Source organism: Ruegeria sp. HKCCA5491 (genome assembly GCF_013034565.1).
GTDB lineage: Bacteria > Pseudomonadota > Alphaproteobacteria > Rhodobacterales > Rhodobacteraceae > Ruegeria.
The window spans coordinates 34,310-47,207 of sequence record NZ_WQGG01000012.1 but is presented as its reverse complement, the minus strand read 5'-3'; the positions used below and the strand labels follow the sequence as shown (position 1 = coordinate 47,207).

11 protein-coding genes are annotated in these 12,898 nt (G+C 57.7%); 7 read left to right on the top strand and 4 right to left on the bottom strand.

The genetic code is table 11. From position 1 onward, the window contains the following. The first annotated feature begins 38 nt into the window (after positions 1-38). The 6 genes from pcaD (at position 39) to GOV88_RS15920 (ending at position 5,680) form a co-directional block, all read left to right on the top strand. Entirely contained in the window at positions 39-827 is a 789-nt protein-coding gene (gene pcaD / locus GOV88_RS15945) for a 3-oxoadipate enol-lactonase (RefSeq protein ID WP_171241047.1), read from the top strand. Positions 828-850: 23 nt separating this feature from the next. Beyond that, a complete protein-coding gene (locus tag GOV88_RS15940; RefSeq protein ID WP_171241046.1) occupies positions 851-1,576 on the top strand; it encodes an alpha/beta fold hydrolase in 726 nt (241 codons plus the stop codon). 77 nt (positions 1,577-1,653) lie between these two features. Next, positions 1,654-2,853, top strand: a complete 1,200-nt coding sequence (locus tag GOV88_RS15935; protein ID WP_171241045.1) for a TCR/Tet family MFS transporter — start codon at positions 1,654-1,656, stop codon at positions 2,851-2,853. A gap of 82 nt (positions 2,854-2,935) precedes the next feature. Then, entirely contained in the window at positions 2,936-4,030 is a 1,095-nt protein-coding gene (locus tag GOV88_RS15930) for a Zn-dependent alcohol dehydrogenase (protein WP_171241044.1), read from the top strand. Positions 4,031-4,051: 21 nt separating this feature from the next. After that, entirely contained in the window at positions 4,052-5,284 is a 1,233-nt protein-coding gene (locus GOV88_RS15925) for a mandelate racemase/muconate lactonizing enzyme family protein (protein WP_171121757.1), read from the top strand. 108 nt (positions 5,285-5,392) lie between these two features. After that, the gene (locus GOV88_RS15920) at positions 5,393-5,680 is read left to right on the top strand and encodes a helix-turn-helix transcriptional regulator (RefSeq protein WP_171122319.1); all 288 of its coding nucleotides are present in this window, start codon (positions 5,393-5,395) and stop codon (positions 5,678-5,680) included. Positions 5,681-5,685: 5 nt separating this feature from the next. On the opposite strand, the gene GOV88_RS15915 is transcribed toward GOV88_RS15920, so the two are convergent. Then, positions 5,686-8,682 carry an ABC transporter transmembrane domain-containing protein gene (locus tag GOV88_RS15915; protein ID WP_171241111.1) on the bottom strand — a complete coding sequence of 999 codons (2,997 nt, stop codon included), beginning with the start codon at positions 8,680-8,682 and terminating at the stop codon, positions 5,686-5,688. Positions 8,683-8,926: 244 nt separating this feature from the next. On the opposite strand from GOV88_RS15915, the gene GOV88_RS15910 reads away from it, so the two are divergent. Next, positions 8,927-9,286, top strand: coding sequence for a DUF3307 domain-containing protein (locus tag GOV88_RS15910; RefSeq protein ID WP_171122314.1), 360 nt, complete (start codon positions 8,927-8,929; stop codon positions 9,284-9,286). A gap of 85 nt (positions 9,287-9,371) precedes the next feature. Here the strand turns inward: GOV88_RS15910 and GOV88_RS15905 are convergent, their stop codons facing one another. From GOV88_RS15905 to GOV88_RS15895, 3 genes are read right to left on the bottom strand one after another with little or no spacing between them, the layout of a single operon-like run. After that, positions 9,372-10,676, bottom strand: coding sequence for an FAD-binding oxidoreductase (locus GOV88_RS15905; protein WP_171241043.1), 1,305 nt, complete (start codon positions 10,674-10,676; stop codon positions 9,372-9,374). Beyond that, entirely contained in the window at positions 10,673-11,347 is a 675-nt protein-coding gene (locus GOV88_RS15900) for a TetR/AcrR family transcriptional regulator (protein ID WP_171121755.1), read from the bottom strand. The genes GOV88_RS15905 and GOV88_RS15900 overlap by 4 nt, the downstream gene beginning before the upstream one ends. Next, positions 11,348-12,898 (bottom strand): trimethylamine methyltransferase family protein, encoded by a 1,551-nt coding sequence (locus tag GOV88_RS15895; RefSeq protein ID WP_171241042.1) that lies wholly within the window; start codon positions 12,896-12,898, stop codon positions 11,348-11,350.

The window sequence follows — 12,898 nt, the reverse complement described above, 5'->3', positions numbered from 1 at the left end:
GGTTGTGAATTCCACGTGTGACGATTGGGGATTAAGTCATGCAGTTCGCCGAGATAGGAGATATTGGCATCCATTACCGGGTCGACGGCGACCCAAATGGCGCACCCGTGGTGTTCGCCAATTCTCTAGGTACCGAACTACGTTTGTGGGACGCCATGCTACCGCATTTGCCACAAGGTCTTCGGATAATCAGGTATGACAAGCGTGGGCACGGTCTGTCGTCCTGCCCTTCTGCGCCTTATTCGATGGGGTCACTGATCCGCGACGCCGAAGCTTTGTTGGACTTTCTTGAGGTTCGGGATTGTGTCTTCGTCGGCCTGTCCATCGGAGGGTTGATTGCGCAGGGGCTTGCCGTGAAGCGCATGGATCAGGTTCGCGCCTTGGTCCTGTCGAACACGGCCGCGAAGATCGGAACCCCGTCAATCTGGCAGGACAGGATGAACGCGGTGCGTCAGGGCGGGATCGAAGCGCTGGCGGACGCCACGATGGAGCGGTGGTTCTCAAAGCCGTTTCGCGCGTCGCCGGACCACTTGCTGTGGCGAAACATGATGGTGCGCCAGTCGGTAGATGGATATCTGGGTTGCTGCGCCGCCATTTCAGGCACCGATTTTTACACGCCGACCAGCGGCCTGAGATTGCCAACGCTTGGAATTGCCGGCAGCGAAGACGGCTCGACCCCGCCCGATCTGGTGCGCGAAACCATCGACCTGATCCCCGGCTCACGGTTCGAGCTAGTGCGGAGGGCGGGCCATCTTCCATGTGTTGAACAACCAGTTGAATACGCGGCCCTGCTTCAGCAGTTCATGGCCGACATAGGACATATTTAGACGTATTTTGAAGGAGCGGTATTTTGGCGGATTTCCTATTGGTCCATGGGTCGTGCCACGGGGCGTGGTGCTGGCGCGACGTAGTCCCAGCGCTAGAGCATCTGGGCCACTCGGCGCACGCGCTCGACATGCCCAGCCACGGTTCAGACCCGACACCGATCGCAGATGTGACATTGCGCAGTTGCCGCGATACCGTTCTGTCCGCCAGTTCGCCCCAAACGATAATCGTAGGGCATTCCTGGGGAGGCTATCCGATCAGCGCAGCAGCCGATGCGGACCCGAAAGGTATGAAAGCACTGGTATACCTTTGCGCCTATGTGCCCGAAGAAGGTCAATCAATGATCGAGATGCGCCGTAAATCGCCGCTACAAACGATCGGCGACGCTGTCGAGAAATCCTCGGATGGGTTGTCCTATTCCGTTAAACCGGATCGCGTTCAGGCGCTATTCTACCATGACTGTCCCCCTGCAACGGTGCCCTATGCCCTGGCGCGATTGTGTCCGCAGGCCATTGCGCCTCAGGATACGCCGCTGCCTCTTGGCGACCAATTTAAGCAAGTTCCAAAGGCATATATCCGCGCATCCGACGACCGGACAATACCAAACGAATATCAGGAACACATGAGCCAAGCCGCGCCCCAACACATGCGACACGTGATCGACAGCTCGCACTCTCCGTTCTTTTCTCATCCGGACCAGTTGGCTGAAATCCTTGACGAGATCGCCAATTTGTTGCCGTCCGACCCATAAGAATTTCCGAAACCGGTATTTTCCTTGTCAAACGACTGTGGTTAAGGTCCGGTCGACATGTCCTTCTCCCGGTTCCTATGCGCCTGCCTTTCTTTTTTGTCCTGCTGACAGTCATGATCGACGCCATAGGCATCGGGCTGGTGCTGCCCATCATGCCCGACCTGATCGTCGAGGTTCAGGGGGGAACGCTGGCAAGCGCGGCAATTTGGGGCGGTGTCCTCAGCACCTCATTCGCTGCGATGCAGTTTATTTTCGGCCCTATTCTGGGGAACCTGTCAGACGCCTATGGCAGACGCATTGTTTTGTTAGTCTCCCTTTTTGTCATGGCGCTGGACTATGTCGTTATGGCCATCGCCGGCAGCATCTGGCTGTTACTGGCCGGCCGGATTGTCGGGGGCATCACGGCTGCCACCCACTCAACCGCTGCGGCATTTATGGCCGACGTATCGAAGCCGCATGAAAAAGCCGCGAACTTTGGTCTGCTAGGGGCTGCTTTCGGCGTTGGCTTTGTCCTCGGTCCCGTGATTGGTGGATTGCTAAGTGAATACGGAACGCGCGCGCCCTTTTGGGCGGCAGCAATATTGTCTTCGCTATCGTTCATCATCGGAGTGTTTGTCATGCCGGAAACGGTCACTGACAAAACCCGCAGACCCTTCAGCTTGCGCCGCGCCAACCCTGTCTATTCGCTGCGCGCAATTGCTGAACTGCCGGGCATTCGACCGTTGCTGTGGGTGTATTTCCTTTATTCGGTTTCGATCTATGTCTATCCGGCGATCTGGGCCTATTTCACGACCGAGCGTTTCGGCTGGTCTGCGCAAATGATCGGCCTGTCGCTGGGTGTCTACGGAATTGGAATGGCCGCAGTACAAGGCGGGCTGATCCGCCCGGCGACCCGATATCTGGGTGAACGTGTCACCATTGTCTACGGTATGGCTTTCGAGATCGTCAGCTTTCTGTTGTTGAGTTTTCTCACAAACGGATTGATTGCGTTGCTCCTAATCCCCATTACGGCGCTTGGGGCGGTTGTTACGCCTGCCCTGCAGGCGCTGATGTCGCGCGCAACACCGGATTCTCAGCAGGGTGAACTTCAGGGCGTTCTTACATCGCTGCACGCCCTGTCCATGGTGATTTCCCCGTTGTTGATGACCAGTATTTTTGCGCAGTTCGTCAAACCCGGAACCGCGCTTTACCTGCCCGGGGCACCGTTCCTACTGGCTATGGTCTTGATGATCGTTGGATTTACCATGTTTTTGCTTTCACGCCCCAACAAGTCGTAACAACGACCCCAAAATGACGGTTTCCGTCTTGCAGAGCGTCCTTGACCGCGCCACCGTGATCCAAACGAAACGAGGGGAATCCATGCAGACGATCAAGGCCGCCGTATGCCACGCGTTCAACGAACCTTTGGTGATCGAAGATGTTCAGCTTGCGCCACCGGCTGCGGGCGAAGTTGAAGTGACCTTGGATGCGGTGGCGATCTGCCATTCCGACATCTCATACGCAAGTGGTGCGTGGGGTGGATTCCTGCCGGCCGTTTACGGGCATGAGGCCGCCGGAATCGTCACCGCAGTCGGCAGTTCCACCGATGGGTTCAAGGTAGGTGACGCTGTTGTCGTCACGCTGATCCGGGCCTGCGGATCGTGCCCGTCCTGCTCAGGAGGTCAGCCAACAATTTGCGAAACGCCATACGACACGGTCAAAGGGCCGCTGAAGACATCGAAGGGCGAGCCGCTGGAACAAGCAATGGCCTGTGGCGCGTTTGCGGAAAAGGTGGTGGTCAGTCACCGGCAGATTGTCAAAATCCCTGAAAATATGCCAAAGGACGTGGCCAGCCTGCTATCTTGCGGGGTGATCACTGGGGTCGGTGCCGCAGTGAATGCCGCCGGTCTGCGCGCCGGGCAAGATGTCGTGGTTATCGGTGCGGGCGGGGTCGGCCTGAACGCCATTCAGGGGGCCCGCATCGCCGGGGCCCGACGCATCGTGGCCGTCGACATGACCGAAGAAAAACTTTCGATCGCGAAAGAGTTCGGCGCGACCCACGGCGTTTTGGCGACATCCAAGGCTCCGTGGAAGGACGCCTACAACGCGTTGGGTGGGCGCGGTGCCGATGCCGTTCTGATTACGGTTGGCGCGATACCGGCATATGATCAGGCCGTGCGGTATCTGGGGCGCGGAGGCAAGGCCGTCATGATCGGAATGCCCCATTCCGGTGACACCGCCAGCTACGAACCCGTCATTCTGGCCGCTTTGGGCCAAGGCTTGATAGGATCCAAGATGGGCGACGTGGTCATTCAGCGCGATATTCCTTGGATGATCGACCTGTATGAACAGGGCAGATTGAAACTGGACGAACTGATTTCGGGCCGCTGGTCTCTGGCGCAGATCAACGAAGCAATCGCAGACACCAAAACCGGATCGGCCAAACGCAATGTCATTGTGTTCGACAGGGCCTGACACAACGCGGGGAGAACCGGGATGAAACTGCAGGATCTCGATATCATCATCACCGCACCGCCTGCTCCGGGCTGGGGTGGGCGGTACTGGATCCTCGTTAAGCTCACGACCGACACCGGGATCACCGGTTGGGGGGAATGTTATGCCTCATCGGTTGGCCCCGAAGCGATGCGGCACGTCATCCGCGATGTGTTCGAACGGCACATGATGGGCGAAAACCCCGAGAATATCGAACTGATGTTCCGCCGCGCCTATTCCAGCGGATTTACCCAGCGCCCGGACCTGACCGTGATGGGCGCGTTTTCGGGTCTTGAGATCGCGTGCTGGGATATCCTTGGCAAGGACCGCGACCGCCCTGTCTATGCCTTACTGGGCGGGCTGATGAACCCGCGCATCCGGGCCTACACGTATCTTTACCCCCTGCCCCAACATAACCTCACCGATTTCTGGACAGCGCCAGATCAGGCCGCGGACTGCGCGGCCGAAATGGTCCGGCGCGGCTTCACGGCTGTAAAATTCGACCCCGCCGGCCCCTATACAATTCGCGGCGGACACATGCCTGCGATGACCGACATTTCAATGTCGGTTGCATTTTGCAAAGCGATCCGCGACGCCGTCGGAGACAAGGCAGACTTGCTATTTGGCACCCATGGCCAATTCAACACCGCAGGCGCGATCCGCTTGGGGCAGGCGTTGGAACCCTATTCCCCGCTTTGGTTCGAAGAACCCACCCCGCCCGACATGATCGAGGATATGGCCCGCGTTGCCCGTAATGTCCGTATCCCAGTTGCGACTGGGGAACGCATGACAACCAAGGCCGAATTCGGCGCGGTTTTGCGGGCTGGTGCGGCTGAAATCTTGCAGCCCGCACTCGGTCGCGCAGGGGGTATTTGGGAGATGAAGAAAGTTGCGGCAATTGCCGAAGTGTTCAACGCGCAGATGGCCCCGCACCTTTATGCCGGTCCGATTGAATGGGCCGCCAACATCCAACTGGCGGCGTCTATCCCGAACCTGTTGCTGTTGGAAACCATCGAAACGCCATTTCACGATAGCCTGATCAAGGGCACGCTTCGCGTCGAAGACGGGTTTGTAACGGCCCCAACCGCACCCGGTCTGGGGATCGACGTGGACGAAGATCTGGCCCGCGCGCATCCGTTCACTGGCGACGGGCTGCACCTGCAGATGCAGGAGGAACCTTGCGACTATGTCAACGGAAACGCCTTTCAGGGCGGGGCGCCAGCAACCGAGGGGTGACAAGCCCCCGCGATCTGAGGCATATTGGACCAGCCCCCAGTTGCGAACAGGCTGCGCGTGACGCTCAAAGAAGACAACATTCAGAACACCGACGACGCCCTGTCGGACATGAAGGACAGCGCCGCAAATGCTGCGGCGTTCCTGAAGGCTTTGGCGCATGAGGGGCGCCTGATGATCCTATGTCATTTGGGCGAGGGCGAAAAATCGGTAAGTGAGCTTGAACGGCTGCTGGATACGCGGCAGGCGGCCGTCAGCCAGATGCTTGCGAGGTTACGCGGTGAAGGTCTGGTTTCGACCCGCCGCGAAGGGAAAACGATTTACTACTCGCTTCAGGACGGCAACACGGCGCAAGTGATCGGCCTGCTATACGATTTGTTCTGCAAACCCAAAAGCTGATCCACTTAGTTCGATACGTATCCCGCGATGACCTGCAACAGCTTGAACGCGGTCGCCGCGTCATTTTCGACAACGGCCAGAAACTCTTCTTCACCGATTCGCAGACAGGACAACTCTGTTTCGGCGATCATGCTTAGGGCGCGGGGTTCTTTTCGGATCAAGCCCAGTTCACCGACCAACGCGCCCGCGCCAACCGTTGCGATCAGCTGATCCGGCCCGCCCGCCTGAGGCAGATACAGGCCCGCCTCTCCTTCCAGCACAACGTACGCGCCGTCTGTTGGTTGATCGTCTTTCAGGAACACAACTTCGCCCGGCTTCGCATCAAACCAGCGCGCACCAAAGGCCAAAAGGCGCAACTGACGTCGGTCCAGACCCGAGAACAACGGCGTTTGCTCTAGCGCCCGCAGTTTACGCGCAAGGTCTGCCGAGGCTGCACTGTCTTCCTCCACGTCCGCCGGTCCCTCATCCGAAACAACCCGACCTTGCCTGATTTCGACAAACATGTCGAATACGTCGGGACTGTCGAACTGATCATTCAGATAGATGACAGTTGTATCAGGCAGCAACGAACGCAGGTTTTTATAAACCGCGACCTGCGTTGCCATGTCATAGCTTGCCAACGCGTTTTCCAGAATAAGAATGTCCGGCTTCTTGATTGTCGCGCGCGTAAAGGCCAGCGGTTCGGCAAATACTGCGGGCAAGTTCTGGCCACCCAAAGCAACCGGGACGTCATAAATCAGCTCGACCACCAAGGGGCGCGCACCGTTTTGATCCAGCACATCGACGATCAATTTGCGCACTTCGTCCGATCTGGCCCCACCGATCTGGCTGACTTTGCCGAACAGCGCATTCTCCATCACCGTCAGACCCGGCGCAAACGCCTCGGCATCCAGAGGGGCAAATACGTCGTGCAGCGTTTCCAGCAACTTGTGTGAGTGGCTGTGCCGCAGTTCGAGGATGCGGTTCTTAAGCTCATCCGTAAACGCAGGCCCGATCTGTTCGGCGGATATGACAACGGGAACAGCGAGCAGATTGGCAAGCTGTTCGTCGTCCAGCCCGGACACACCTTCATCGCGGGTTCGCTCCAGCAATTCCACCGCGCTTTCGTAGGTCTGAACCTCAAGACCCAGCTTGCGGAACAAGGGGTGGTCGGTCCCGTCCAGACCAAAGATCTGGCGTAGCATATCGACCACGTCGCGCGTCAGGTTGACCAGCGTTTCATCCAGCCCCAATTCGCGCAGTTGCCCCAAAAAGACGGGCTGACGCGCCAAGAGGGCCTGCGTAACGGGCACACGAGGCGTAGCGAACAAAAGGTTCTCGGCAACTGGCAAAGCGGCATTATAGGCATCGCGGTCAAAAACCAGCGCCTGCTGTTCCAGCCCAGCATCGCGCACGGCTTGTTGGACGATCGGGCGCAGCTCGACTAGCTTTTGGGCCAGTTCGCGATGTTCATCAACGTCAAATGCCTGTTCTGATCCGCGTTGGAACAGGGCCGCGCCGGATCCCATCCCGTCAATCAGTTGCAGCCACCAGTCACGCAGCGCGTCCGCGGTCTCGACCCCGGCCAGCGACGGATCCAGCCATTCTGCCTTAAACGGGTCACGACTGTTGCCAGCCCTTTGCGTTTCGGCAAAACCGGGGTCATCCGTCGTGGCCGACAGCGGTTTGAACCGCATGGGCATCATGACATTGTCACCCAGAGTTCCCTGAAACATGACCGGCCGGGACGAGGCGTACCCGATCCGGGTTGCCACAACGCTCTGATGCAGGCCAGACAGGTTGTGACCCCCGATTTCGACGCGGCCCGCACTGGGAAGGATTTCACGCGTCAGCAACTCAGCAATCGCACGGCGATCTTCTTCACTCGGGGCGGCAATGCCGATGGTTTTACCCCCCGGGAATGTGAGGTTCAGATCATCCAGAACCTGATTTCCATCCATATCCCGCACCGAGACATGATCCAGAACAACATCCGCGTTCAAATGCGGGCGCTCTTTTGGGTCGTCCTCGAACAGCTTTTCGTCCAGCATGCCGGGCGGCGCAAAACGATCTATCACGACGTCCCAGCGCAGAGACATATCCTGCGTCTGGTTGTAATACGTCAGCAGCTCTTTCCAGGGTGAGCTGAGATCCTTGTACGCAGCAAGCGCCGCGACAAGGGCACCCAGTGAAACCGATCCTTGCAGCACCAGCAAGCCGCCGACCAGATAGAACATGAACGGCGTGAGCTGAGAGATGAAGTTGTTTATGAACTTCATAAAGAACTTCTTCTGGTAAATCTCGAACCGAATCCCGAACAGACGCCCCAGTTGATCCGAGATCATGGCGCGGCGATACCGCCAGCCGCCATTGGCCCGCAGCGTCGATGCCCCGGCCGCATTCTCGCCAATCTGGGCGGCAAGAACGCGCACTTCCTGAATACGGCGTTTGTTGAGCAGGTTAATCTGGCGCTGAAGTTTGGGGATCAGCCACGCCTGTACCGGGATCAGGGCAACAGCCGCCAACCCGAACCAGACGCTTTGCAGGAACAAGAAGGACAAGATTGTTATCATCTGCCCGGCCTGCAATACCGGCTGACTGATCGCATCGCCCATCAAGCCGCCCATCGGCTCGCTTTCGGCGGTGACCATCGACACCATCTCGCCTTGACTGACCCGCTCGAAATATGGCTGGGGAAAGCGCAGGGCGCGGCTGATCAACTGATACCGGAACCGCCGCAACATGCGTTCGCTAAGCACGCCCTTCATCGTATTTATGCGCATCTTCATCAAGCCATGCGCAAGCACGGCAGCCAGAAAGGCGAAACACAAGATGATCAGAAAGGTCGTCTGCGGCAGGCTGTAGCCAAGGACGTCAACAACAGGGCTTGCCGCACCGATAGCGTCGTTGATGATCCGCTTCGGCAATTCCAACGTCAGGTAAAGCAGTGGAAACAGCGTCGAGGTGACGGCCAGAAGGATAAGCTGGTCGCGTTTCGAATACTTCCAAATAAACCGGAAAATAGTACGTTCTATGGAACCTGCCCCTGTTGCGGATCACTGATCCGATCCTGACATATGCGTCGCAAATCCAACTTGGTGATTTTACCGCAATCACATCAGAATACGCAAATAGTTTCCAATTTGATCAGATAATTGCCGACTGTGAACAAGTTCATTTGCGCAACAACAATTAAGCACATACTGTTGTCCGCAGGACGATATCGGGAGGTCTAATTTGCCTGCCAACTTAGGCGCTGTGTTTTTGATGCTCTGCTTGTTGCAGATCAAACACATGTTTGCGGACTATTATCTCCAAACGCCCAAGATGCTGGCGGGGCGTGGCGAGTATTTTCATCTGGGACGCGCTCAGCATGCCGCGGTGCATGTTGTGGGCTCTGTCTTGGTGTTCTTGATCTTCGGTGCGCCGTGGTCCTTCATCCTGATTATCGCCGCCTTGGAATGGATCGTCCATTTCAACATCGACTTTGCGAAAGCAAGCTACTCTGACAAAAAACAACTGATGCCGACACAGGCCGCGTTCTGGCGCGCCGCCGGGTTGGATCAGTGTCTGCACAACCTGACCTATGTGGCTATGGTTTGGGCCTGGGTAAAATTCGCGGCTTAGAAGACGCATTCAGCCACATGAATGGCCGCCAACTTTGCACAAGTTGACGACCTTGTATTCTGAGCACAATCTTGACTTGACCGGGCTAGCCCAGAACCGAAAAACTGCTTTCTTCGTTTATGGGTCGCTTGCGCGAGTAAAACCCCACATCAATCGAGCGTTTGATATACGGCAGTTCAAACTGTAACGGCTGGGCATCGTGATCCGCGCCACCCTCGCAATAGCCGATCAGGGCCGCCATCATCTTACCTGCAATCGGCGCGTTCTTGTATTGGTTCCCGCTGGTGCCGCAGGCCATGTAGAACCCCGGCAGGCTGGACTTGTCGTAGATCGGAATCCAGTCGGTAGACGCGTCATACAGGTCCACAACACCACGTGTCTTCGAAGGTATCCCAAGGCTGGGCACCCGCTGCGCGTAACGCATGGCCTGCGTCGTCCATTGATCCGTAAAGTCGTGGTTATAGTGAACGTCGTCCTCGCACCATTGATGCGGATCGCATTCGGGATCTTCCGAGCCGATCAGGATATGGTTGCCATGCTCGGGCCGGCAATACAGGGCAATGTCACTGTCGGACACGATTGTACCGTCATGTTCAAAATCGAAACCCTCGGGGGACTGGACGTGTACTACCTCCTGCCGTAAGGGGCGGGTTTCAATCGTCATGTCGTCCAGAACCCCGGCCATCTTGTTCACGATCGCGGAGCCCGGCCCTGCAACATTCACGACGACCTTGGCGCGGATCTCTTCGCCCGAGGCCAGTTTGACGCCCGCAACACGTCCGCCGTCTTTTAGTATCTCGACAACCTCGGCCCCGGTGCGCAGCTCGGCCCCGTGTTGCTTTGCCGCGTCCATCAGATTCTGGGCCGACAGCGCCGGGTCGGTAACATAGCCAGCCTGAGGCCAGAAAACCCCGCCCTGCATCTTGCGCCCGTTAGGCTGCCCGAACTCAGGATCGTCTTTTCGACGGGCCGGCGCGTAGCTTTCCAGCGAATACACAGGCAGGCGTTCCGTGATTTTTTCAGGCGACCATTCCTCGAACGGGCAATCCAGATCGGCGCTATTCGCCATGTGCTTTTCCAACATCCCGTTGGCATCGGTTTTCATCACAAGACACCCGGTCTCGCGAAACTGCGCAAGGTTTGCATCCGTGGGCAAGCCCAGGTACGCGGCCCAATCCCGCCAATAGTGATACCCTTCCCACGCAAAGGCCGTGCCGTCAAAAGTCGAATAGTGCATCCGAATGATCGCACAGGACCCTGCGGTCGAGCCGTGGCCAACCTGACTGTTTCGATCCAAGGACAGGGTTTTCCAGCCCGCTTTTGCCATCTCGAACGCGATGGCGGAACCGATCACACCTGTTCCGATTATGATTGCGTCTGGTTGGCTCATGCTGGGTCTCCTTTCCAGTAGCGCATGGAATAGGCGCTGAATTCTTCGATTTCTTCGGGTCGTGGTTCGACCCCTGTAAAGACGTACAGATAATGCGGAACCATCGATATCCGCACAGACATGGGTTCGTTCAGTTGCGCCAGATCGTAGCCGATCTGCATGTAATACAGCACGCGGGCGCGGGTTTCGGCCTCGACCTCGGAATAGCCATAGCGGGCGAACATGGCGTGCAACGCCTTGAGCCGCCGCGCGTCAGACTGATCCAGCGCACGCCGTACCTTGCCCGACTTGCGTGCCCAATCGCGTACTGCGAAATCCAGCGCAGTATCGAACAAGTCGGTGTTCACCACACAGCGATGCACGTTGCACACCGCAGCCGTAACAGTTGCTGCCGAGGCTTCGGCCTGCGCGATCAGGGCTGCCGTGTTTGTGGCTTGCCACCGTTCGAGCAATGCATCCATCAACTCCTGACGCGACTTGAAGTACCAGTAGAAGGACGAGCGGGACACAGCCATCCGTTCGGCCAGATTCAGTACTTTTATCTGATCCACACCATCGGAAATCAGAACGTCCATCGCCACGTTCAGCCAGTCGTCGCGCGTAACCTTGATATTGCCGACCAGAGGTTCGGCTTTAGGGTCATCTCGGTGGAGGATCGGTTTATTGCTCATTCAACTCTCCGGCGGTGCGCCGCCCTCTTCCGTGCGACGTGCAACGAAATTCCTCACAGCCTCAATCCGGTCACCGTCCTGTTTGGGTGGCTGGAAATTGGCTAGGATGTCCTTCCACACACCCGTAGCCCGGTGATTGGCGTCGACTGACCCGCGCTCAGTCCAGGTGCCAAAATTGGCATAGTCGTGAACGTGCGGCTCATAAAACGCGGTGTTGTAACGCTCCATCGTCTGACTGGTTGCAAAGAAGTGGCCGCTGGGTTCAACTTCGCTCAGTGCGGTGTCAAAACCGATCTCAGCCAGACCCGCCTGCGCCCCTGCGCAAAGTTCGGCCACCATGTTCAACACTTCGGCATCACAGACCAGCTTTTCGAAGGAAACGGTCAACCCGCCTTCCAGCCACCCGGCCGAATGAATGATCACCGTTGCCCCGGCCATCAAACACCCCCACAAACCGAACTGGTTTTCGTTCGCTGCCTGAACGTCATTGCTGTTGGAGGCCGACCCCGCAGCAGACCGCCACGGCAGGCCCAGATGCCGCGCCAACTGCCCCGCCGCCAGCGACGCCTGAAAATGCGAGGGCGTCCCGAACGCAGGCGCGCCGGATTTCATATCAACATTGCTTGTGAATGTCCCATAGCAGACTGGCGCACCGGGATTTACCAATTGGGTCAGCGCAATGGCGGACAGGGCTTCGGCATGGGACAATGTAATTGCCCCTGCCACAGTAATAGGTGCCATTGCCCCCATCAGCGTAAAGGGCGTGACAATCGACATCTGTCCGTGGCGGGCAAAATCTATCAGCCCCTGCGCCATTGGAACATCCAACGTCCGGGGGCTGTTGGTGTTGATGATCGTATAGCAGTGCGGGTTTGCGCGGAATGCGTCATCCGACAACCCGCGAGCGGTCGAGAGCATTTCAAAGCAATCCATCACCTGCGGTGTCCCGCGCGAGAAAAAGAACGGAAACTTGTCCGTCAACTCCATCTGCGCCTGCGTGGTGAAATAGTGCCGCAAGTGGGTTGGCACGTCCTGCGGTTCAACCTGGGGCGAGATCATCTGGAACACATCAAAATGATGGGTAAGCTTCAGGAACTCCAGATAGTCCTGCCCTGTTGCCGGACGGCGCCCCCTTTCAAGATCGGTCGCATTGGGGGCACCTGCCCCGGGTTGAAAGACCAGACTGCCCAGTTCCAGCGTAAAATCCCGGCGGCGAGCCCCTGTGCGACAGGCAATGGATTTTGGGGCCGAGGCTACAGCGGCCTCGACAATGTCGCGCCCGATAAAGACCATCTCGGCTTGCTCATCAACCTTGGCACCGGCTGCGGCGAAAATCCTTCTTGCCTCGGGCAGCAGGACCTTGATGCCCAACTCCTGCAACAAGCGCAGGGCGGTTTCATGCATGTCGGCGATCTGCTCTGCCGGGAAAACCTCCATCTGCGGGAACGGGTTCCTGAGTTGGCGGTAGTTCACATCACGCACTGCGGCAGATGGGGCTTCTGCGCCACGCCCACGCCGTCGCCTGCCGCGTTCCGAGGTTTGTGAGATCAT